Here is a 22,286-nt window from a genome sequence, read left to right on the forward strand (position 1 = left end):
GACTTTCGTTTTGCGTATTTCAGGGTTGCAGCTTTTCTGGATGATAACTGGGATGGAAATTGGAATGACAACTTTGCTGACATTCAATCCCGCATTGCAGTCAGCGAAACAAGATGCATGGATTTCCGTTCTTGTCGCGGAGATGATCGTATTCCTCATCGGGCTCGTCACCTACTATTTATGTCTTTTATATCCTGCACAAACTTTGGTGCAATTCAGCAGGACCATTCTGGGCAAATGGCTTGGTAGCTTTATCGTCTTCTTCTATATAATTCAATGGTACTCGATCATTCCAGTCGTGTTGAGGCAATACTCTGACTTAATCAAGCTAATTTTACTCCCACATACCCCAGTAATCGTCATTATGGCGATCATGCTTATCCTTGTTATTTATGCAGTTGCAAAAGGTGGAATTGAAGGCATTGCCCGATGCAGTGAAGTTATGGTACCGGTCATAATTATTTGTATTATCATTATTCTATTGTTGAGTTGGCCCAACATTCGTATTAGTAGATTGATGCCAATCCTAGCTGATAGGGGTGCTGGCCCCATTGTGAAGGGAGCGTTACCGGTCGCTTCTTATCTCGGGCATGCGTTAGATTTGACGACACTTTGCGCATTTCTCCAGAACTCGCGCAAACAGCTGCGCTACGGATTATGGGGGGTTTATTTCTCTTGCATTCTCGTGTTACTTTCTATGTTGATGACTATACTGACTATTAATGAAGGGCTGTGGTCAAAAGAATGGTATCCGTTCTTTTTGATGTCAGGTAAAGTCAGAATTGCCAACTTTATTGAAAACATGGACCCACTCGTCGTCATTATCTGGATTTCGAGTGTGTTTACAAAACTTTCGATTTATTTCTTTATCGCTTGTTACGGCACTGCGCAGTGGTTCGGTATAAAAAACTGGAGAGTGTTCATCTGGATATTAGCCCCGTGTATGCTCGTACTCGGCATCCTGCCTAGAAACATGTACGAATCGACAACCCTTTTTCTAAATTATTACTGGGTGCCTTGGGTGTTGTCAGTTAATATGTTCCTACTCCCTTTGCTGCTGTTGCTCATCGGTAGTATTCGCAAACGGATTAATCGTGCATAAACTAGAAGAAATTCAAAAATAATGTCTTTGGTCAGAGTGGCCAACATCTGTAGCTTCAAGGTAGATTGGAACTGCCGTCCGGTTGTAATCCAGATTGTTGTCTAGCGCACGAATCGCGTTCCGTGGGAAATGATATTCGATTTATTCAATTCACTGCTGTATTTTAATCACAAAATATGGAACTCAAAGTGGTCCCGAATAACCAGAGCGTATCCTTTCCGAAATATATGAATGGTTACGTAGCCGCTAATTGTGCTCGTTTAGGCAATTTCAGTAAGCTCTTATGTAGTTCCTGGAAAAAAATTTAAAAATCACATGTAATTGAAAATTTTGGTTAAAAAAAATAAAGTTAGTTTGGTAATTTACTTACTTAAAATTAACAATATAGAGGTCAAACAATCTTCAATCTTCAATTATCCTGAACTGTTAATTTACAGAACGGAATCCTTTGAATTTCCCTTATGTGTTCGTAATATCGATAATGTTGTTGTTGATGAAATAGTTGTAGGAAATGCATGGTGTTGCCTCTGTTAAGGTTGACAATCTGCTTGATGCTATCTGTTCAAACCTGTCCTTCTGCGCTGCTCCTACTTTCACGTTTCGTCCACATACAGCCTACCTCCCCGAAAAAAATGCTGAATCTACCGTAATAATGGAGGGGTGTTCACTCTCAACAAAAGCTCCAAAACGCTCAAACTCCGTTGAATTGTTCGAACTCCTCACATTTATAATTGGCTTGATAACACCTTCTATAAGGCAACTATACGAAGCAGTCCCCTACCCTACTGATCCCTACAAAAAAGTAAACCTTAAAAGTAGAACCCAAAAAATAAATTAAAAAAATAGAACTCCTAAAAAGAAATCCCAAAAAATCTTAGTATATGAATGTTCTAAATTAACTATAGCAAACAAAATGAGACATTAGTCTATTACCCTAAAAAAATTTTTCGATTCTGCTTTACAATTACTATGAAGACAATAAAAATAGCGTGTTAACTATAAGTTTTCACTCCTTCTTTTGGTGGTCTTATTAAACTAAAGCTTCAGTTAGCTAAACAACCTCAACCACCCTTGTTACATTAAAAATTAGATTAAAGTGGTTAAATCGGCATAGAAAGTTAAAAATAATTGTAGTTCATGTTAAACAATTAACGAGGTGAAAAAATGGAACGTGACATTGAACGTAACATTGATCTAGTACCACTGTCCTTCTTTCCGTCAGAAAATCTTGAATTTCCAATAATTTCAGATGCTCCTACTATTACACCAAATGAATTATTTTACGTTAGAAACCATTTCGATTATCCAAAAGTTGATTTGGATAGCTGGACGCTTACAATTGAAGGTATGGTAAATCACCCCATTGAATTATCCTATTTAGATTTAAAAAATATGACTAAGTACGTGGTTCCAGTAACGCTAGAATGTGCTGGAGATTAACGTTCTTTATTTAAAAAGAAAGCACAGGGGAACCAATTTGGTCTGGGTGCCATAAGCCATTCGGTTTGGGGTGGTGTACGATTAAAGGATGTATTGGATAAAACGGGAATTTCTCCAAATGCTACTGAAATTGTTTTTGAAGGGTTGGACTTTGGTCAACGAAAGGACATGCAAGCACCTGTCTCCTTCGAACGAAGTCTTCCCTTAGAAAAAAGTATTCATCCTGACACCTTATTGGCCTATGAAATGAATGGTGAGCAACTCCCATACAAACATGGTTTTCCTTTAAGGTTAATCGTTCCCGGTTGGTACGCTGTCGCATCTGTTAAATGGTTAAACAAAATAAAATTAATAGATAAGCCGTTCATGGGTCCTTTTCAAAGTATAGATTATGTCATCTTAAAGAAACCAAACGATTTCAAACATGTAGAACCCGTAACACAAGTTTTAATTAATTCAACAATAGCATCTCCAACCGAAGAGCAAGAGATTGGATTAGGAAAAAATACAATTACTGGTTATGCGTGGGCTGGAGAACAATCAGTTAAAACAGTAGAAGTTAGTACGGACGGGGGAAGAAACTGGAGTCCTGCAACTTTAATTGACCCTGATGTTCCATATTCGTGGAGAAAATGGTCGTTTGATTGGGAGGTACAAAAACCCGGCGAATACACAATAATGTCTAAAGCCATCAATGAACTCAACGAGGAGCAACCTCTAAAAGCGAAATGGAATGTTAAAGGTTATCAAAATAACTCCATTCATTCCATTCGTGTTCATGTCATTGACCCAAAATTAGTTCAGTCAATTTTACATTAAACAACAGAAAAGAAAGAGCGAATATCCTTTTAAGATACGTTCTTTCTTCTTTGTATTTTAACCTCTTTATTAAACAATACTGAATCGAAAAAGACGCTATTTTCATAGTGTCTATTTAACAAAACTCCCCTTACCTAAACGTTTTATTTCCACTCAATCTTATTCTCTAGATCCTTCCTAATCTGCAGTGCAGCACTTAACAATCCTCGTTCTTCTTCATCACCTGAAGCAAAGTTATACGACTCCATCCACTCAATGCACTCGACAACCGCAAACTCCAAAGCCAAAAATAGCGTTTCAACCTTTAGGTTCAACGCTTTTGCATCTCCCAAAATAGCTTCTTCTTAAACTAAATCTCATCTTTAGTTTAAGAAGTAATGTACCTTATTGCTTGTTCAACTAATTTATCAGTCTCTAATGTTGTATCAAGAACAAGTTCATCGGTTAAAATACCCATACGCACTTTTGAATAATATTCCTCTAATTCTTCAACGTCAGTTAATAATTGATTTGGCAATAGGTTTAATTTTCTTTTATTTAAACGTTCTGCCCAAACTGTTTTATCCTTACACATACATAGGATTGTTTTCAATTCACCTTGTCGCTGTGTAACCCAAGACTCTAACATCTCAACGTCATCCAAGTTGTTATATCCAAAATCGACAATTATATCGGCACCGCATTCTAATGAAGATGAAAGTAATTTATAAAGAATATCAAAACAGATTTTATTGCAATAGTACGATCCATTAACGTCTTCCATAGGGTTGTTTATAATGAAACTCTCGTTTTCTAGAAAATTGAAAAACGCTCTGACTGCTCGTAGTGTTGCGTTTATGGTCGTCTCTTTACGTCCCTTATCCATCATGTAAAGTATGACGTTTTCTCTAATTGTGTCCTTTGTTATTTTGGACGGAGACGTTTCTAGATCTTGTCGTTCGAGAATTTCACGTACAGTCGTTAATTCGTTTTTGTAATAATGAGAGGTCGTCTCACTAAGGTTGCGTATTTTAAGTCACTTAAGAACAAGTGCGAGCCTTCTTCAAATGTCCTTACTTCATGAATAGGATGTAGACCTTCCAAGTTTAACGAAATTGCGTTTTTTCTACGTGCCATATTCCTTCCCCTTCCATTTGCTAGACGAATAGTGCGAATAGGAAAACGTGCAGTCACACTATTATCGTTGCGTACTATTTTAAATCGACGCATAGACCCCAATTAACGAAAAAACGCCGACCTCACATAACGTGAAATTAGCGTTAAATCAACGTAAATATACGGTTTTAAGATACCGGTGGTCGGGGTCGAACCGACACTCCGTGAGGAACACGATTTTGAGTCGTGCGCGTCTGCCAATTCCGCCACACCGGCACGTTAAAAATATAATAGTGGAGGCGGCAACCGGATTCGAACCGGTGGATAAGGGTTTTGCAGACCCGTGCCTTACCACTTGGCTATGCCGCCAAAAACTTATCAAATTATAGATGGAGCGGAAGACGGGATTCGAACCCGCGACCCCCACCTTGGCAAGGTGATGTTCTACCACTGAACTACTTCCGCATTATAAAATGGCTGGCCCACCTGGATTCGAACCAGGGCATGACGGAATCAAAATCCGTTGCCTTACCGCTTGGCTATGGGCCAATGTATGGAATGGGGCGGCTGATGGGAATCGAACCCACGAATGTCGGAACCACAATCCGATGCGTTAACCACTTCGCCACAGCCGCCATAAGGTGCTATTATGGCAGGGGCAGTAGGAATCGAACCCACACTGGAGGTTTTGGAGACCTCTGTTCTACCGTTAAACTATGCCCCTATGATGGTGGAGGGAGAAGGATTCGAACCTTCGAACCCGTCGGGAACGGATTTACAGTCCGTCGCGTTTGGCCGCTTCGCTATCCCTCCAAATAAATAACCAACTATATCAATATATGCTAAAAAAACTTACATGATACCAATAAAGTGGTGCCGGCCAGAGGACTTGAACCCCCAACCTACTGATTACAAGTCAGTTGCTCTACCAATTGAGCTAGGCCGGCATATTAAACTTAAAATGGTGGCTCGGGACGGAATCGAACCGCCGACACGAGGATTTTCAGTCCTCTGCTCTACCGACTGAGCTACCGAGCCAAATGGCGGACCCGACCGGGATCGAACCGGCGATCTCCTGCGTGACAGGCAGGCATGTTAACCGCTACACCACGGGTCCATATTAAAATAATTTGGTTGCGGGGGCAGGATTTGAACCTACGACCTTCGGGTTATGAGCCCGACGAGCTACCAGACTGCTCCACCCCGCGACGAATGGTGGAGGATGACGGGATCGAACCGCCGACCCCCTGCTTGTAAGGCAGGTGCTCTCCCAGCTGAGCTAATCCTCCAAAATCAACAAGAGACAATGTCTATTGTAAAATATATTAATTTAAAATACAAGCCTTTTTTTAAAATTAATTGGTGACCCCTACGGGATTCGAACCCGTGTTACCGCCGTGAAAGGGCGGTGTCTTAACCGCTTGACCAAGGGGCCATTCTATTAAAATTCTGGCGGAGAGCGAGGGATTCGAACCCTCGAGACGGCTTTTGACCGTCTACACGATTTCCAATCGTGCTCCTTCGGCCAACTCGGACAGCTCTCCAGATAAATGGCTCCGCAGGTAGGACTCGAACCTACGACCGATCGGTTAACAGCCGATTGCTCTACCACTGAGCTACTGCGGAATAATTAGGTTAAAATAAGGATTACTCCTTGTTATTGATGTGGCACCTGTCCCTTCCTCTTCTAGTTTGATCTTAGAAGCATATGCGTCGGGACAACTCGCAGCTAATTCAAAGGAGTCAAGCTCGTCACTGAGCTACTGCGGAATAATTTGGTTAAAATAAGAATTATTCTTTGTTATTGATGTGGCACCTGTCCCTTCCTCTTCTAGTTTAATCTTAGAAGCATATGCGTCGGGACAACTCGCAGTTTACTCAAAGGAGCCAGACTCGTCACTGAGCTACTGCGGAATAATTTAATTAAAAGATGAATTAATCTTGTAATACAAAAAACTATCTTGTCCAATTATCCTAGTACATAACATGTATAAAGATTATGCCCGGCGGCGTTCTACTCTTGCAGGGGGAAGCCCCCAACTACCATTGACGCTGAAGAGCTTAACGGCCGTGTTCGGGATGGGAACGGGTGTGACCTCTTCGCCATAACCACCGGACTATGTAGGAAATAACAACTCAAAGGACAAATGACCTAGAGTCTATTTTCCATTTTGAAGAAACATTATTCCTTCAAAACTAGATAGGAAGTCAAACAAACACTAATTTAAGGTTAAGCCCTCGATCGATTAGTATCCGTCAGCTCCATGCGTTGCCGCACTTCCACCTCGGACCTATCTACCTCATCATCTCTAAGGGATCTTACTGACTTAAAGTCATGGGAAATCTCATCTTGAGGGGGGCTTCATGCTTAGATGCTTTCAGCACTTATCCCGTCCACACATAGCTACCCAGCGGTGCTCCTGGCGGAACAACTGGGACACCAGCGGTGTGTCCATCCCGGTCCTCTCGTACTAAGGACAGCTCCTCTCAAATTTCCAACGCCCGCGACGGATAGGGACCGAACTGTCTCACGACGTTCTGAACCCAGCTCGCGTACCGCTTTAATGGGCGAACAGCCCAACCCTTGGGACCCACTTCAGCCCCAGGATGCGATGAGCCGACATCGAGGTGCCAAACCTCCCCGTCGATGTGGACTCTTGGGGGAGATAAGCCTGTTATCCCCAGGGTAGCTTTTATCCGTTGAGCGATGGCCCTTCCATGCGGCGCCACCGGATCACTAAGCCCGACTTTCGTCCCTGCTCGACTTGTAGGTCTCGCAGTCAAGCTCCCTTGTGCCTTTACACTCTGCGAATGATTTCCAACCATTCTGAGGGAACCTTTGGGCGCCTCCGTTACTCTTTAGGAGGCGACCGCCCCAGTCAAACTGCCCACCTGACACTGTCTCCGAACCGGATTACGGTCCCGGGTTAGAATGTCCATACCGAAAGGGTAGTATTCCACCGACGCCTCCACCGAACCTGGCGGTCCGGCTTCAAAGGCTCCTACCTATCCTATACAATCGATACAGACATCCAATATCAAGCTGCAGTAAAGCTCCATGGGGTCTTTCCGTCCTGTCGCGGGTAACCTGCATCTTCACAGGTACTATAATTTCACCGGGTCTCTCGTTGAGACAGTATCCAAGTCGTTGCACCTTTCGTGCGGGTCGGAACTTACCCGACAAGGAATTTCGCTACCTTAGGACCGTTATAGTTACGGCCGCCGTTTACTGGGGCTTCAATTCAGAGCTTCTCCTAAAAGGATAACCCCTCCTCTTAACCTTCCAGCACCGGGCAGGTGTCAGCCCCTATACATCACCTTTCGGTTTAGCAGAGACCTGTGTTTTTGCTAAACAGTCGCTTGGATCTTTTCACTGCGGCTCAGCAGGGCTATTCACCCCGCCAAGCACCCCTTCTCCCGAAGTTACGGGGTCATTTTGCCGAGTTCCTTAACGAGAGTTCTCCCGAGCGTCTTAGGATTCTCTCCTCGCCTACCTGTGTCGGTTTGGGGTACGGGCACCTTGAGACTCGCTAGAGGCTTTTCTTGGCAGTGTAAGCACGGGCACTTCGGTACTAAAATTCCCTCCCCATCACAGCTCAGCCTTATGAAGGCGGGATTTGCCTCACCTTCAGCCTTACTGCTTGGACGCGCATATCCATCAGCGCGCTTGCCTTGCCTTCCTGCGTCCCCCCATTGCTCAAACGTCTCCTGGTGGTACAGGAATATCAACCTGTTGTCCATCGCCTACGCCTTCCGGCCTCGGCTTAGGTCCCGACTAACCCTGAGCGGACGAACCTTCCTCAGGAACCCTTAGGCTTTCGACGGAGGGGATTCTCACCCCTCTTTTCGTTACTCATACCGGCATTCTCACTTCTAAGCGCTCCAGCAAACCTTCCAGTTTACCTTCTCTGCCCTTAGAACGCTCCCCTACCATCCCATTGGGATCCATAGCTTCGGTGATACGTTTAGCCCCGTTACATTTTCGGCGCAGCGCCACTCGACCAGTGAGCTATTACGCACTCTTTAAATGGTGGCTGCTTCTAAGCCAACATCCTGGTTGTCTGGGCAACGCCACATCCTTTGCCACTTAACGTATACTTGGGGACCTTAGCTGATGGTCTGGGCTGTTTCCCTCTCGACGACGGATCTTATCACTCGCCGTCTGACTCCCGAGGATGAGTCCTTGGCATTCGGAGTTTGACTGAACTCGGTAACCCTGTGGGGGCCCCTCACTCAATCAGTGCTCTACCTCCAAGTCTCTTCCCTCGAGGCTAGCCCTAAAGCTATTTCGGGGAGAACCAGCTATCTCCGAGTTCGATTGGCATTTCACCCCTACCCACACCTCATCCCCGCACTTTTCAACGTGCGTGGGTTCGGGCCTCCATTCAGTGTTACCTGAACTTCACCCTGGACATGGGTAGATCACACGGTTTCGGGTCTACAACCTTAAACTATCGCCCTATTCAGACTCGCTTTCGCTCTGGCTCCGTCTCTTCAACTTAACCTTGCTTAAGATCGTAACTCGCCGGTCCATTCTACAAAAGGTACGCCGTCATCCATAAAAGGACTTCGACTACTTGTAAGCACACGGTTTCAGGATCTCTTTCACTCCCCTTCCGGGGTGCTTTTCACCTTTCCCTCACGGTACTGGTTCACTATCGGTCACTAGGGAGTATTTAGCCTTGGGAGATGGTCCTCCCGGATTCCGACGGGGTTTCACGTGTCCCGCCGTACTCAGGATCCACTCAGGTTGGGGGTCTGTTTCGACTACAGGGCTGTTACCTTCTCTGGCCGGCCTTTCCAAGCCGGTTCGTCTACAGCTCCCCTTCCGGGATGAGTGTCCTACAACCCCAAGAGGCAAGCCTCTTGGTTTGGGCTGTTCCCGTTTCGCTCGCCACTACTAAGGGAATCGCATTTGCTTTCTCTTCCTCTGGGTACTTAGATGTTTCAGTTCCCCAGGTCTGCCTTCCATACCCTATGTATTCAGGTAAGGATACTGCCCGTTCAGGGCAGTGGGTTTCCCCATTCGGAAATCTCCGGATCAAAGCCTACTTACAGCTCCCCGAAGCATATCGGTGTTCGTTCCGTCCTTCATCGGCTCCTAGTGCCAAGGCATCCACCGTGCGCTCTTATTCGCTTAACCTTGTTACAATTGATGTCTTGTTTGCACTTCATTATCTAGTTTTCAAAGAACAATAAACACCATCTTCACTTAAGATGATTATTTAAACCATTGCATATTGCAAGCACTTAACTTGCTTAGTTTATAAATAAATTAAAGAATTATTCATAAACATATATGGTGGAGCTTAGCGGGATCGAACCGCTGACCTCCTGCGTGCAAAGCAGGCGCTCTCCCAGCTGAGCTAAAGCCCCATTATTAAGATAATGGTGGGCCTGAGTAGATTCGAACTACCGACCTCACGCTTATCAGGCGTGCGCTCTAACCAACTGAGCTACAGGCCCATTACCTAAATTATTATATAGTGTAATAACAAAAATGTTACACACTCAAAACTAAACAAATAACCAAAAGCACCTAACGCTAAGAATCGTTTCCTTAGAAAGGAGGTGATCCAGCCGCACCTTCCGATACGGCTACCTTGTTACGACTTCACCCCAATCATCTGTCCCACCTTCGGCGGCTGGTTCCTTACGGTTACCTCACCGACTTCGGGTGTTACAAACTCTCGTGGTGTGACGGGCGGTGTGTACAAGGCCCGGGAACGTATTCACCGCGGCATGCTGATCCGCGATTACTAGCAATTCCGGCTTCATGCAGGCGAGTTGCAGCCTGCAATCCGAACTGAGAGTGGCTTTATGGGATTCGCTCGACCTCGCGGTTTCGCTGCCCTTTGTACCACCCATTGTAGCACGTGTGTAGCCCAGGTCATAAGGGGCATGATGATTTGACGTCATCCCCACCTTCCTCCGGTTTGTCACCGGCAGTCACCTTAGAGTGCCCAACTGAATGCTGGCAACTAAGATCAAGGGTTGCGCTCGTTGCGGGACTTAACCCAACATCTCACGACACGAGCTGACGACAACCATGCACCACCTGTCACTCTGTCCCCCGAAGGGGAAAGCCCTATCTCTAGGGTGGTCAGAGGATGTCAAGACCTGGTAAGGTTCTTCGCGTTGCTTCGAATTAAACCACATGCTCCACTGCTTGTGCGGGCCCCCGTCAATTCCTTTGAGTTTCAGCCTTGCGGCCGTACTCCCCAGGCGGAGTGCTTAATGTGTTAACGTCAGCACTGAAGGGTGGCCCCTCCAACACCTAGCACTCATCGTTTACGGCGTGGACTACCAGGGTATCTAATCCTGTTTGCTCCCCACGCTTTCGCGCCTCAGCGTCAGTTACAGACCAGAGAGCCGCTTTCGCCACTGGTGTTCCTCCACATATCTACGCATTTCACCGCTACACGTGGAATTCCACTCTCCTCTTCTGCACTCAAGCTCCCCAGTTTCCAATGACCCTCCACGGTTGAGCCGTGGGCTTTCACATCAGACTTAAGAAGCCGCCTGCGCGCGCTTTACGCCCAATAATTCCGGACAACGCTTGCCCCCTACGTATTACCGCGGCTGCTGGCACGTAGTTAGCCGGGGCTTTCTGGTCAGATACCGTCAAGGCGATAGCATTTCCTCTATCACTTGTTCTTCTCTGACAACAGAGCTTTACGATCCGAAGACCTTCATCGCTCACGCGGCGTTGCTCGGTCAGACTTTCGTCCATTGCCGAAGATTCCCTACTGCTGCCTCCCGTAGGAGTCTGGGCCGTGTCTCAGTCCCAGTGTGGCCGATCACCCTCTCAGGTCGGCTACGCATCGTCGCCTTGGTGGGCCATTGCCCCACCAACTAGCTAATGCGCCGCGGGCCCATCTGTAAGTGATGGCAGAACCATCTTTTACATTGACACCATGCAGTGTCAACGATTATCCGGTATTAGCTCCGGTTTCCCGAAGTTATCCCAGTCTTACAGGCAGGTTGCCCACGTGTTACTCACCCGTCCGCCGCTCGATCCACAAGCATCACCCCGAAGGGATCTGGAAGTTTCACGCGCTCGACTTGCATGTATTAGGCACGCCGCCAGCGTTCGTCCTGAGCCAGGATCAAACTCTCAAAAAAGTGCAGTTAAAGCACTGCTGGCTTTTGTTGGGGACAGATCTCTTCTAAAAGAGGTCTGTCCCCTTTAAAAAATATGTTCGTTTGATTCCTAGCGTTAAACTCAAAGTATGACTTTGACTGGCGCTTTTGGTTTTTGTTTAGTTTTCAATGTGCAACTCGCTACCCTTTCTTGCGACAGCGACTTTATTAATATAACATCTCAAGTTGATTTCGTCAACCACTTTTTTTGAAAAGTTTTTCGCGTCGTGGTGACGACTTTTAATAATTTACCATGTTCCATCGATAAGGTCAATAGTTTTTTTGAATTTTATTCTAGGAATTTTCTTAAGAGCCATTTGGATAATCAAATGCAGCAAGTAGAATAAATGAAAAATCATTGTTACTTCATATGATAAGTCGACCAAACCTTCATCAATACGAAGTAATTATCTAAGGATCGACGCCATCCTGCCGCAATATTTCATCGTTTTAACTTCTTACAATTGTTTTTCATGGAACGGTTGCTATTCTCCAGGCAAGGGATAGACACAAACAGGAACTGACTGAACGCATTGTCTGACCCTCTCGTGAGTTAAATGGCGGATTTTCAAAGTAACATCGGATGTATCAAATGTCAATGAGCGACAAGCGTTTAACCATTGGGAATTTGATACGGTGACTTCCTAGCCCATTGACACACAATGGCCTTAACAATAAGGCCTATTAAATTAACATAACGCCCGTTCTCTCCAAGTTTTAATAGGGATTGCTGCTGCACGTATCAACACTTATCTAAAAGAGTTTTTTCAGTTGAATCATGTACGGTATTTTGAGCCGAGAAGCAGACTAGAGCCACTTTAATAGAGTAATGCTTGCTTTCAACGCTTCACAATTTCTCTTACAGCAGATAAATCTTTCATTCATTAGAACAGAGTTGCTTCATTCTACCATCCGTATTTTAAACTCTTTAAGAATAGTAAGTCAGGCTTTCGATCGGTTCTTGGGTTTTTTTCGTGTTGTGTGCTTTCCCAAAAACATATAACGTCCACTAGTCTATTGCAATTACACGGACGTTCTCCCTCAAGCTGACGTTTAGTTAATCCCGATGAACTCTAATGTCACTTGAGCAACACCAAAGCTAGATATGATTCAACCCCACCTTTTTTGGCCAAAAGTTATTAGTTAAATGATTCAATGTATGATTTCCCAGTTAGAAAGTTGTCTTAAACATGTGATCAAACACTAATGCCTATTTTGTCGATGACAACATCCACTTGCCAAGTGTGGGGGCAGAAACTTCGAGCAGGTAGTCTTCCAGTAGAAGTCTGTCCCCAAAAAAACTATCCTCCTCCATCGCGAACAGCGAGCCTACTACTTGAATTCCTTCATGATTTGGCTTCTTCGTTTTCGCTTCGTGCTGGCTTGCGCGAAATCCATATCCTTTGAATTGGGATTTTCAAACGAGAAAGAGGCATCTTCTAACAAGTACTCCAATATCTAAATGGTAATTGGCGGCTAAATGGTCAAGCCTTCTTTTTTCTCTATGGGATTGTCGAGCTTATTTCATGCGGTTAGATAGATCTAAATTTTCACTTGAGAGGTAGGGGATTACCGCTTACATGTTGAGGGTTCTGTGCTATACTTCAAAGTGGGAGGTTGTCAAAATGTTTAAACGACAAAGTAAAATCAATAAATTCCGATCATTTGCTCTTATTCTGGTTTTCTTTGGTATCGCGATTATGTATCTGGCTCTCTATTTCCGGTCTCATTATCTCATTATGACGATCTTCATGTTGTTAGGTTTTATTGCTGTTTTGGTGAGCTCAACTGTCTATCTATGGGTAGGAATTATTTCAACGCGAACGGTACAAGTGACTTGTCCAAGTTGCGGGAAGGCAACGAAGATCTTAGGGCGCGTCGATCTTTGTATGTTCTGCAATGAGCCCCTCACAACAGATAAAGAATTAGAAGGAAAGCCGTTTGATTCAAAATACAATAAAAAACTGCCTCACTAATTATATTATTTTCTATCGTGTGTCCCCAAAAACAGGTGACACACTTTTTTATTAGCCAGCCTACTACTTGAAAAAACTTCGTGACTTCACATCTTTGAACAACTCCATGCTGGCTTGTCCCGAGGAAGCTCGCTTCGTTAGCATTGGCTTGGAGACGCAGGGACATCAGTTCTTTACAAAGTACAAGATTGGCGTTTTCCAAGACTTTTTTCTTCGTGTTGGCTTGTCCCGAGAAAGCCCGCTTCGTTAGCATTGGCTTGGAGACGCAGGGACATCAGTTCTTTACAAAGTACAAGATTGGCGTTTTCCAAGACTTTTTTCTTCGTGTTGGCTTGTCCCGAGAAAGCCCGCTTCGTTAGCATAGACCTGGAGACGCAGGGACAAAAGCTCTTTACAAAGTACAAGATTGGCGTTTTCCAAGACTCTTTTTTCGTGCTTTCTTGTGTAAAATCCCCATCATTTAATAAAAGTTTTAAGCACAGCTTTTATCTAGACTATTCGCAAATCGCAGCTTAAAAAGTATTTTTTACTCAAGCAAGTAATTGAGCAACCAAAAATAAGCGGAGGTTTTCCGGTTAAACAGCTGAATAGTGCTCGGTCAGGGGAATATAAGCGGAGGTTTTCCGGTTATTCAGGGCAAAAGGACTCCTCTCCATGCTTTCCGGAGTCAATAGGCGGAATTTCTCCTTCTATTTTAACTGTTTTTAGTGCTAATTCCTGAATAAGAGAAATTCCTCCGCTTATTTATCGGAAATCAGCGAGTGGGCAAGGTTAATGACAAAAGCTTGGACCCCCAAGCTTTTGTCTGCTAATTATAGTGTTAGTCGCTATCCGGAATGACTTAACTTTTTGTATCCATAAGTTTGATAATTCCATTAAAAAAAGCCAAGGAATCCATTCCTCAGCTTCTATATTTAAACTCAAGTTTTATTAATTTTTAATGCCATGTAATGTCTTTTGGCAGTCACTGCAGGTTCCGTAAACTTCCATGCGGTGCTTTTTAACCGTATAGCCTGTCACATGTTCAGCTAGTGCTTCAACCTCATCAAGACCTGGATAAAAGAAGTCCACGATCTTCCCGCAAGATTCACAGATGACATGGTAGTGATCAGATGTTGCAAAGTCAAAACGGCTTGAGGAATCCCCGTACGTTAATTCTTTAACTAAGCCTGCCTTCTTGAACACGCGTAAATTATTATAAACCGTCGCGACGCTCATATTTGGAAACTTATTCTCAAGGGCTTTATAAATTTCATCTGCCGTTGGATGCGTCATAGTAACGATGAGGTACTCCAAGATTGCATGACGTTGTGGTGTAATCCTTACGCCAGAGTCCTTTAACGTACTAATGGCTTCTTTAATTTTCCCATCCGTCATTGCCTCGCACCTCGCTTTCAGAGAAATAATTGGTTGCTGGTCTCAAATGAGAACTAGCCTTAAATTAGAATCGTTATAATGTATTTCTATTTTATACACTTTTACAATATCTTGTCAATTTCTTAACTCTCTTCATGTAAAACGGATTCTTTTATTCCTAATATATGATTTACATAGCGTCCTGATACGAAAAGAAAGTCGGAAAGGCGATTGAGATAGGACAGCGCCAGCGGATTAACCTCATCGTCTAGCTTAACCGCTACTCGCTCAGCACGTCTCACGATTGTCCGAGCAACATGCAGTGCACTCGCAGCCGGATGACCTCCGGGAAGAATAAATTGTCTCAAAGGATCAAGCTCCGCATCCCATTCATCAATGATTTTCTCAAGTTCATCCACCCATTCCTGCGCAACCTTCCACTTTACGTCTTTTTCCTTCGGGGTCGAGAGTTCTGCTCCAACATGAAATAAAGCCGTCTGTATTTTATGAAAAATCTTCATGATGGCCTCTTTCTCCTTAAAATCGATCTCTAGGAGCTGGCTCAAGGCAAAGCCAATCATTGAATTGGCCTCATCGCAAGTTCCATAGGCCTCAACTCTTGTATCATCTTTTTTGACCCGTTTCCCATAAACCAAGGATGTGGTCCCTTTATCACCTGAACGCGTATAAATTCGCATCTTAATACCCCCGATCCAGGTCTATTAAATTTATATAGTTTTCTCCATTTTCAAGGAAGATCCTCATATTCTCTTTAAATATTTCAAGCGCCCTTGGTTGGTAACGCGCTGTGACGGATGAAAAATGCGGTGTAATTGTCACATTATCCATTTTCCAAAAAGGATGATCTTCCGGTAACGGCTCTTCTTCAAAGACATCCAAAATAGCATGGCCCAATTCATCATTTTGAAGAGCCTTCAAAAGATCGGCTTGAATGACGGTTTTCCCCCGGCCGATATTAACAAAGACCGCATCAGGACGCAATGCACAGAAAAACGCACTATCTAAAAGACCTTTTGTTTCCTTTGTATCCGGTAAAATCGAGATGACATATTTGGAAGTTGCACAGGCTTTGTTCAGGTCACTCATTTTATACACGTCATCGATAAACTCCACTGATTGACCGCTTCGGTTAACACCAATTGTTTTCATTCCAAAAGCTTTGGCGAGGCGGGCAATCTCACTGCCAATTGCTCCGGGTCCAATCACCGTTATCGTTTCCCTAAACAGCTCCTCCATTCGGACACTGCGATCCCACTTCGATTGCTTTTGGTGTTCGAACCAGACTTTGGTTTGTTTAGCCACACTCAAGAGCGTTGTAAAAGTATACTCGGCCATTGGAATGCGGTGAATTCCTCGTGCATTGGTAACAAAGACCCCCATCTCCTTGATTTTCTGCAAAGGCATCTTTTCCAATCCAGCTGAAATCACCATAATCCATTTCAGCTTAGACATTGTTTCCAGATGCTCTTCTTTGAGGTCTTCTCCATAGGTAAGAAAAATATCTGCTTCTGGCAGTGTTTTTTCCGCATCAGCGATCGCAGGATAAAAAAGAAAATCAATATCTGGAAATGATGTGACTAAGTCCTGACGAAGTTCCTCCTTAAGCTTGGCTGTTGATACGACTTTCATCGAGAACCCTCCAATTTTATTCATATGTATAAATGCTGAAAAAAAGAAAAAGACAGCGCCCCTTTTTGTGCTCCCTAATCGCAATTAGATATGGAATAAGAAGGATCGCAAAAAGATAAGGCTGCTGCCTTTTAATATTTAGACTAACTTACCCCTCAAGGTTTTCTTTAATATAATTGTAGACCTCTTGGACATGCCCTTCCACTTTTACTTTCGGCCAGACCTTTCGAATGACGCCTTCCTTATCAATTACAAAAGTGGCCCTGACAATCCCCATATACTTCTTGCCAAAATTAGTTTTTTCTTGCCAGACGCCATATGCTTCACAAAGCTTGTGATCAACGTCTGCCAATAGTGGGAATGGAAGAGCATGCTTCTCCGTGAATTTTTCATGATCACTGACTGGGTCGGCGCTTACTCCTAATACGACCGTGTTTATTTCAGCAAAACCGGCATGATGGTCCCGGAAATCACAAGCCTCAGTGGTACAACCCGGTGTCATATCTTTTGGATAAAAATAGAGGACCACATTTTTGCCTTTGAACTCATCCATTGTTAACATGTCGCCATTTGTGGCTTGCAACGAAAAATCAGGTGCCTTTTGACCTGCTTCTAGCATAATTATCACTCCTACTTAGTTTATTAGAAAAACTTAGCTTGTCGCTAAGTCCTAGCGAAAGCTTTAGTTTTTCTTATACTACCATCCATAATTGCGACAGTGAAAGTTTGTACTTTCTGATAGTATAAAAATACAGACTGATCGTGTTTAAAAACATTCTCATATCGCCCTAGAGGATTTCAAGATACAGTAAAAGCAATCTTGCCAAACTGTTCGCCTTCTTCAAGACGCCTCATTGCTTCTACACAGGCTTCAAGCGGATAGGTCGTGTCTACCATTGGTGCGATATCATGCTTTGAGATAAATTCCAGCATGTCATGGAATTCTTCGATGCTCCCCATTGTACTGCCAAGAAGCTGATATTGCCCGTAGAAAAAGTCTCGGAGATTAAAATCGACTGAATCTCCAGCAGAGGCACCAAAAATAACGATTCGACCTCCTTTTTTCAAGACATTTAAGGATTTTTGAAAGGTAGCTGCTCCAACACTGTCAATAACGAGGTCAATGGTTTCGTTTTTCAGTGCTTCCACCCAATCCTCTTGTGAAGATAGAACGAGGTCAGCGCCGAGCTCAAGAGCCTTTTGTCTTTTCGTTTCATATCTTGAGGTCACGATCACACGAGCCCCCACTGCCTTTGCCATTTTAAGTAAAAGAATCGCTACACCGCTCCCGATTCCAGGAATGAACACGGTATCCCCTTCTTGAATCTGCCCTTTTGTAAAAAGTGCTCTGTAGGCAGTGACGGCACCAAGAGATAATACCCCCGCCTCTTCCCATGAAAGGTGAGCAGGTTTCTTCGCGACATTTAATTCTGGAAGTACGATAAACTCCGCAAAGGTTCCGTCGTCAGGCAGTCCGAGAATTTCAAACCCTTCTGGGGGCGCAGGTGTATTTTTCTCCCAGCCAAGACTTGGAATGACGACGACCTCATCTCCTTTTTGGAAGGAGGTGACACCTTCACCAATCTCTTCTATTATTCCAGCACCATCAGATCCAATGACAATCGGTGGTGCATCCGGTTGGTGGCGGACCAGCACAAATAGATCTCGATGATTGAGCCCTGCCGTCTTCAGCCGAATTTTAACCTCTTGTGCTTTCAACACTGGCTCTGGATAATCGGTATAAGCTAACCCCTCATAACCAGTCTTTCCATAATGGACTATCGCTTTCATCTTAATCCCCCTTGGTAAAACCAGCCTATTTTGTATAAGTATAACATGTCCTGCCTGCTCTATGCCTCTCATACGTGTTATGATAATGGCAGGAGTTATCTTCTATTAAAGGCTCTTATTCTAAAGATTCTTTTATAAATCCTGATGGTTCAAGACAAGCTTACCCAATCCATGCATACTATTATAAGAATTAACGTGCTGTCATCCATTCAATACGTTTAATAACCCATTCCTACCCTTCGTTAAAATAGGGTTAACTTGAAAAATTAAAGCACAAGGAGGAATTAAGTTGGTAGACATTCATGCCCTAAAATCGGCATTAACCTCCCATTTTACTGGGGGTATCATGGACGAGGAGAAAGCCTTAAGAGCGGCCATCTGTCTGCCGCTTTTCAAACTAGAAAATGACTGGCATCTTCTTTTTGAAGTAAGAGCCTTTCATTTGAAGAGCCAACCGGGTGATATTTGCTTTCCAGGCGGTAAGATCGATCCAGATGACTCCACACCTCTGCATACTGCTGTCAGAGAAACATCAGAAGAGTTGGGTATTCTAAAAGAATCGATTGAAATCATCGGGGCGCTTGACCGCTACGTTCCCTCTTCGCAGTTTATTATTTATCCTTTTGTAGGGCTTTTAAAAGATCTTCATTTTAATATTAATAAAGAAGAAGTCGATCATACCTTTACAATCCCGCTTAAGTGGCTTCTCTCCCATCAGCCCGAAAAGCATCGTGTGAATATGGATCCGAAGCCGGGCGAGGACTTCCCTTATGAGCGAATCGCACAGGGACGAGATTATAAATGGCGAAGAAGAACGATGGTAGAACTCTTCTATCACTATGAGGATCACAGCGTTTGGGGAATGACAGCTAAGATCTTAACGCATTTCTTGGAAGTTATTAAGAAAGAACACATCCTCTAACTCGGAGAAACTTAGATGCCCACGGTTCTTACTAAGATTACATAAGCATTTTTACTTTCTAACTGAAAGATAAACAAGTAAGATAATTCGTGGCAAATTTTTTTATTAATGTACCTAGAATCCCCCGGACTAGGGCATAGAGTTGAAAGGAAGAGAGACATTGAATAACAGAACACAATCACAGACTTTATATGAAAAAGCACAAGAGGTCATCGTCGGAGGGGTGAACAGCCCTTCCCGTTCTTTTAAAGCAGTAGGCGGAGGCGCACCTGTTTTTATGGAACGCGGCCAAGGAGCCTACTTTTGGGATGTTGACGGAAATCGATATATTGATTATCTGGCTGCGTATGGCCCGATCATTACCGGACATGCCCATCCCCACATAACCGACGCAATTGCACGTGCTGCTGCGAACGGTGTCTTATATGGAACACCCACACAGCTTGAAATTCAATTTGCCACGATGCTCCAAGAGGCGATGCCATCACTGGAAAAGGTCCGTTTTGTAAACTCTGGTACTGAGGCAGTCATGACGACCATTCGTGTTGCCAGAGCTTATACAGGACGAGATAAAATATTAAAATTTGCTGGCTGTTATCACGGACACTCTGACCTTGTCCTCGTTGCAGCAGGTTCAGGCCCTTCCACACTAGGAACACCGGACTCTGCTGGTGTCACACAAGCTATTGCGAAGGAAGTCATTACGGTTCCATTCAATGACCCTGATGCATTGAAGGAAGCCTTTGATAAATGGGGACATGAGCTCGCTGCCGTTCTTGTTGAGCCGATTGTTGGAAATTTTGGCATCGTCACTCCTGAGCCGGGCTATCTTGAAACCATTAATGAAGTCGCTCACGCACATGGCACACTTGTTATATATGATGAAGTGATCACCGCTTTTCGTTTTATGTATGGCGGCGCCCAAAATCTCCTTGGCGTTGAACCTGATATGACGGCAATGGGTAAGATTATTGGTGGGGGTCTGCCAATCGGTGCCTACGGTGGAAAAGTCTCTATTATGGAAAAAGTAGCTCCGCTTGGCCCTGCCTATCAAGCGGGAACAATGGCAGGAAATCCGGCTTCCATGTCAGCTGGAATAGCTTGTCTTGAAGTGTTAAAAGAGCCTGGCGTTTACGAGGAGCTTGACCGGTTAGGTGAGCGTTTGGAATCTGGAATCCATGCGATTAACAAAGAGTTTGGATTACCCATCGTCATTAATCGACTTAAAGGTGCACTGACACTTTATTTTTCAGATCATCCAATCATCAATTATGAAGATGCCAAAGCAACAGACGGGGAAAGGTTTGGCCGATTCTTCAAAGCCATGCTCGATGAAGGCGTGAATCTGGCCCCTTCCAAATACGAAGCCTGGTTCCTAACTACTGCCCATACTGACGCAGACGTCGATCAAACACTCGAAGCTGTCAGAAAGAGTTTCGCGAAGCTCTAAGCAAGCCTAAGAAATTCTTGACTCCAAGGGGCAGCGTAGCCGTTTGGAAACAACGATTTGGATTTTGGGATGCACGCGCGCCTTGTGGGCCTGGGGGCTTTTTGGATTCTAACGGACACGGTGTCCTTTACAAGCGCAATCTAAGGCAAAATGGCCAGGAATCTGTCTGTAACGGACTTGAGTGGAAAACCGGCTAAAACGGGGCTGTAACGGCCTGTATGTCCGTTACACAGGCCAGCACGGAAAGCAGAGCTTCAACTAGCTGGCTGACTGCGTGCCGTCAGTCATTTAAAATCTGCCATCAATTCGTCATAGGTTTAGCATTGAATTTATATGGTTAACATTGTATAGTCTATGAGGTGTTTATTTAGGAGAGCCGCAAGTGTGGTACTTCTTATATTTGAAGGGATTTTGATAAAACTATGAAGCTTGGTGCGCGTGTCTTAAAGACAGGGTTAGCCATCACTCTTTCGATGTATATCGCAATTTTGATAGGTTTTAAATCGCCATCAGGTGCAGCAGTTGCTGCCACCTTTGCCATTCAGCCTTCTGTCTATCGCTCTTGGCAATCGATCGTTGAAAATGTCCAGGGCAATGTAATTGGGGCGATAGTCGCCATATTAATGTTAATGCTGCTTGGAACGAACCCGATCCTAATCGGTCTTGCCGTTATAATTGTTATCGCGCTTCACCTTAAACTTAGAATTCAAGATACCATTCCTTTAAGCATTGTTACGATCATCTTAATGATGAGTGGTGTTCCGGCAGGTGAAGGGGTTCTGACTTATGCGCTCAGCCGCCTCTCCCTTATACTAATCGGGGTATTTTCTGCTTTTATTGTCAATCTGGTATTTTTACCTCCCAATTATGATAAGCGGTTGTACGAATTAATTTTCGAGCAAACGAATGAGTTATTTAATTGGATCCGTCTTACGCTGCAGCATACACCCGACCGGACTAGTCTAAAAAATGAACTCAAACAATTTCAAGATAATCGATATAAGATTGCAGAGTATTTTCTATGGTATAAAGAAGAACGCACTTATTTTAAAAAGGTTCGTTATGCTAGGTATCGAAAAGGGGTTATCTTCAGGCAAATGATGATGACAACTAACAAACTAAATGACGTTCTCCGATTAATGAGCGAATACGAAAACCTTCCTCAATCTTTGCCGGATGATTTAAAGGCAGATATTAAGGAGCGGATTGAGGGATTAATGATGTTGCATGAGGGAATCCTGCTTCGTTACAACCGAAAAATCCGCAAAGAGCCGCATGAAAAAATAATAGAAAACTCACATCTGCATAAGGCGAAGCTTGCCAAAAGCTTCTTCGACTATTATGAAGCCAAAAAGGATAATGAATCCCTTCAGCTTTTTCCTCTTATAGCAACGCTTGTTGAATATGGTCAATGCTTGGAGCATCTCGATCGCCTTGTAGATAGCTTTCAAACGTTCCATGTTAAAGAAAACAAAAAAGAAGAATAGTAAAGACCGGCCCGATTGTCACAAAGCGTGACAACGGAGCCGGTTATTTTTTATT

The 22,286-nt window shown here is 44.0% G+C and carries 13 protein-coding genes, 17 tRNA genes, 3 rRNA genes and 2 pseudogenes; 7 read left to right on the forward strand and 28 right to left on the reverse strand.

Annotation, left to right across the window (positions count from 1 at the left end):
• Positions 1–10: 10 nt before the first annotated feature.
• From PU629_RS19405 to PU629_RS19415, 3 genes and pseudogenes are all read left to right on the forward strand, one after another.
• The gene (locus PU629_RS19405; protein WP_275281682.1) at positions 11–1,102 is read left to right on the forward strand and encodes a GerAB/ArcD/ProY family transporter; all 1,092 of its coding nucleotides are present in this window, start codon (positions 11–13) and stop codon (positions 1,100–1,102) included.
• A gap of 1,347 nt (positions 1,103–2,449) precedes the next feature.
• A pseudogene (locus PU629_RS19410) lies at positions 2,450–2,854 on the forward strand (molybdopterin-dependent oxidoreductase); the annotation flags it as partial.
• Positions 2,855–2,908: 54 nt separating this feature from the next.
• Complete coding sequence (locus tag PU629_RS19415) at positions 2,909–3,361, forward strand: molybdopterin-binding protein (RefSeq protein ID WP_275284503.1); 453 nt, start codon at positions 2,909–2,911, stop codon at positions 3,359–3,361.
• Between the two features lie 143 nt (positions 3,362–3,504).
• Here the strand turns inward: PU629_RS19415 and PU629_RS19420 are convergent, their stop codons facing one another.
• The 23 genes and pseudogenes from PU629_RS19420 to PU629_RS19525 form a co-directional block, all read right to left on the reverse strand.
• Entirely contained in the window at positions 3,505–3,693 is a 189-nt protein-coding gene (locus PU629_RS19420) for a hypothetical protein (protein WP_275281683.1), read from the reverse strand.
• 35 nt (positions 3,694–3,728) lie between these two features.
• On the reverse strand, positions 3,729–4,004 hold the full coding sequence (locus PU629_RS19425) for a hypothetical protein (RefSeq protein ID WP_275281684.1): 276 nt from the start codon (positions 4,002–4,004) through the stop codon (positions 3,729–3,731).
• Positions 4,005–4,205: 201 nt separating this feature from the next.
• Positions 4,206–4,370 (reverse strand): annotated as a pseudogene (locus tag PU629_RS22670) (tyrosine-type recombinase/integrase); the annotation flags it as partial.
• A 280-nt stretch (positions 4,371–4,650) separates the two neighbouring features.
• Positions 4,651–4,732 (reverse strand) — tRNA-Leu (locus PU629_RS19430).
• Between the two features lie 18 nt (positions 4,733–4,750).
• Positions 4,751–4,825, reverse strand: a tRNA-Cys gene (locus tag PU629_RS19435).
• 21 nt (positions 4,826–4,846) lie between these two features.
• A tRNA-Gly gene (locus PU629_RS19440) sits at positions 4,847–4,921 on the reverse strand.
• Between the two features lie 9 nt (positions 4,922–4,930).
• Positions 4,931–5,005 (reverse strand) — tRNA-Gln (locus tag PU629_RS19445).
• Between the two features lie 10 nt (positions 5,006–5,015).
• Positions 5,016–5,091: transfer RNA gene (locus PU629_RS19450), tRNA-His, on the reverse strand.
• A gap of 15 nt (positions 5,092–5,106) precedes the next feature.
• Positions 5,107–5,180, reverse strand: a tRNA-Trp gene (locus PU629_RS19455).
• Between the two features lie 4 nt (positions 5,181–5,184).
• Positions 5,185–5,269: transfer RNA gene (locus PU629_RS19460), tRNA-Tyr, on the reverse strand.
• A 58-nt stretch (positions 5,270–5,327) separates the two neighbouring features.
• A tRNA-Thr gene (locus tag PU629_RS19465) sits at positions 5,328–5,403 on the reverse strand.
• A 15-nt stretch (positions 5,404–5,418) separates the two neighbouring features.
• Positions 5,419–5,494 (reverse strand) — tRNA-Phe (locus tag PU629_RS19470).
• A 3-nt stretch (positions 5,495–5,497) separates the two neighbouring features.
• Positions 5,498–5,573: transfer RNA gene (locus PU629_RS19475), tRNA-Asp, on the reverse strand.
• Positions 5,574–5,587: 14 nt separating this feature from the next.
• A tRNA-Met gene (locus PU629_RS19480) sits at positions 5,588–5,664 on the reverse strand.
• A 5-nt stretch (positions 5,665–5,669) separates the two neighbouring features.
• Positions 5,670–5,745, reverse strand: a tRNA-Val gene (locus PU629_RS19485).
• A gap of 71 nt (positions 5,746–5,816) precedes the next feature.
• Positions 5,817–5,891 (reverse strand) — tRNA-Glu (locus tag PU629_RS19490).
• A 15-nt stretch (positions 5,892–5,906) separates the two neighbouring features.
• Positions 5,907–6,000, reverse strand: a tRNA-Ser gene (locus tag PU629_RS19495).
• A gap of 7 nt (positions 6,001–6,007) precedes the next feature.
• Positions 6,008–6,082: transfer RNA gene (locus PU629_RS19500), tRNA-Asn, on the reverse strand.
• A gap of 375 nt (positions 6,083–6,457) precedes the next feature.
• Positions 6,458–6,573 (reverse strand): 5S ribosomal RNA (gene rrf / locus PU629_RS19505).
• 109 nt (positions 6,574–6,682) lie between these two features.
• Positions 6,683–9,599: ribosomal RNA gene (locus PU629_RS19510) — 23S ribosomal RNA — on the reverse strand.
• Positions 9,600–9,756: 157 nt separating this feature from the next.
• A tRNA-Ala gene (locus PU629_RS19515) sits at positions 9,757–9,832 on the reverse strand.
• Positions 9,833–9,845: 13 nt separating this feature from the next.
• Positions 9,846–9,922, reverse strand: a tRNA-Ile gene (locus PU629_RS19520).
• Positions 9,923–10,020: 98 nt separating this feature from the next.
• A 16S ribosomal RNA gene (locus tag PU629_RS19525) occupies positions 10,021–11,581 on the reverse strand.
• Together the 16S, 23S and 5S rRNA genes with 17 tRNA genes alongside form the textbook arrangement of a ribosomal RNA operon.
• Positions 11,582–13,224: 1,643 nt before the next feature.
• Here PU629_RS19525 and PU629_RS19530 point away from each other — a divergent pair.
• Positions 13,225–13,575: a DUF2614 family zinc ribbon-containing protein gene (locus PU629_RS19530; RefSeq protein WP_275281685.1), complete on the forward strand. Its 351-nt coding sequence runs from the start codon at positions 13,225–13,227 to the stop codon at positions 13,573–13,575.
• Positions 13,576–14,505: 930 nt separating this feature from the next.
• Here PU629_RS19530 and perR read toward each other — a convergent pair.
• The 5 genes from perR to PU629_RS19555 all read right to left on the reverse strand — a co-directional run bounded on the left by perR (position 14,506) and on the right by PU629_RS19555 (position 18,372).
• Complete coding sequence (gene perR / locus PU629_RS19535; protein ID WP_275281686.1) at positions 14,506–14,952, reverse strand: peroxide-responsive transcriptional repressor PerR; 447 nt, start codon at positions 14,950–14,952, stop codon at positions 14,506–14,508.
• A 122-nt stretch (positions 14,953–15,074) separates the two neighbouring features.
• Positions 15,075–15,629, reverse strand: a complete 555-nt coding sequence (locus PU629_RS19540; RefSeq protein ID WP_275281687.1) for a cob(I)yrinic acid a,c-diamide adenosyltransferase — start codon at positions 15,627–15,629, stop codon at positions 15,075–15,077.
• 1 nt (position 15,630) lies between these two features.
• On the reverse strand, positions 15,631–16,581 hold the full coding sequence (locus PU629_RS19545; protein ID WP_275281688.1) for a D-2-hydroxyacid dehydrogenase: 951 nt from the start codon (positions 16,579–16,581) through the stop codon (positions 15,631–15,633).
• 148 nt (positions 16,582–16,729) lie between these two features.
• Positions 16,730–17,200: a thioredoxin-dependent thiol peroxidase gene (gene bcp, locus PU629_RS19550; protein ID WP_275281689.1), complete on the reverse strand. Its 471-nt coding sequence runs from the start codon at positions 17,198–17,200 to the stop codon at positions 16,730–16,732.
• Between the two features lie 179 nt (positions 17,201–17,379).
• Positions 17,380–18,372 (reverse strand): zinc-binding dehydrogenase, encoded by a 993-nt coding sequence (locus tag PU629_RS19555; RefSeq protein ID WP_275281690.1) that lies wholly within the window; start codon positions 18,370–18,372, stop codon positions 17,380–17,382.
• A gap of 289 nt (positions 18,373–18,661) precedes the next feature.
• Between PU629_RS19555 and PU629_RS19560 the strand changes: the two genes are divergently transcribed.
• The 3 genes from PU629_RS19560 to PU629_RS19570 all read left to right on the forward strand — a co-directional run bounded on the left by PU629_RS19560 (position 18,662) and on the right by PU629_RS19570 (position 22,231).
• Entirely contained in the window at positions 18,662–19,294 is a 633-nt protein-coding gene (locus tag PU629_RS19560) for an NUDIX hydrolase (protein WP_275281691.1), read from the forward strand.
• Positions 19,295–19,454: 160 nt separating this feature from the next.
• Positions 19,455–20,744 carry a glutamate-1-semialdehyde 2,1-aminomutase gene (locus PU629_RS19565; RefSeq protein ID WP_275281692.1) on the forward strand — a complete coding sequence of 430 codons (1,290 nt, stop codon included), beginning with the start codon at positions 19,455–19,457 and terminating at the stop codon, positions 20,742–20,744.
• 422 nt (positions 20,745–21,166) lie between these two features.
• Positions 21,167–22,231: an FUSC family protein gene (locus PU629_RS19570; RefSeq protein WP_275281693.1), complete on the forward strand. Its 1,065-nt coding sequence runs from the start codon at positions 21,167–21,169 to the stop codon at positions 22,229–22,231.
• The last annotated feature ends 55 nt before the right edge of the window (positions 22,232–22,286 follow it).

It is taken from the genome of Pullulanibacillus sp. KACC 23026, assembly GCF_029094525.1.
Lineage (GTDB): Bacteria > Bacillota > Bacilli > Bacillales > Sporolactobacillaceae > KACC-23026.

Excerpts from the sequence above, each read along its gene's own strand:
- PU629_RS19570 (WP_275281693.1), top strand. The coding sequence starts at position 21,167 with ATGAAGCTTGGTGCGCGTGTCTTAAAGACAGGGTTAGCCATCACTCTT.
- bcp (WP_275281689.1), bottom strand. The coding sequence starts at position 17,200 with ATGCTAGAAGCAGGTCAAAAGGCACCTGATTTTTCGTTGCAAGCCACA.
- perR (WP_275281686.1), bottom strand. The coding sequence starts at position 14,952 with ATGACGGATGGGAAAATTAAAGAAGCCATTAGTACGTTAAAGGACTCT.
- PU629_RS19530 (WP_275281685.1), top strand. The coding sequence starts at position 13,225 with ATGTTTAAACGACAAAGTAAAATCAATAAATTCCGATCATTTGCTCTT.
- PU629_RS19540 (WP_275281687.1), bottom strand. The coding sequence starts at position 15,629 with ATGCGAATTTATACGCGTTCAGGTGATAAAGGGACCACATCCTTGGTT.
- PU629_RS19415 (WP_275284503.1), top strand. The coding sequence starts at position 2,909 with ATGGGTCCTTTTCAAAGTATAGATTATGTCATCTTAAAGAAACCAAAC.
- PU629_RS19555 (WP_275281690.1), bottom strand. The coding sequence starts at position 18,372 with ATGAAAGCGATAGTCCATTATGGAAAGACTGGTTATGAGGGGTTAGCT.
- PU629_RS19545 (WP_275281688.1), bottom strand. The coding sequence starts at position 16,581 with ATGAAAGTCGTATCAACAGCCAAGCTTAAGGAGGAACTTCGTCAGGAC.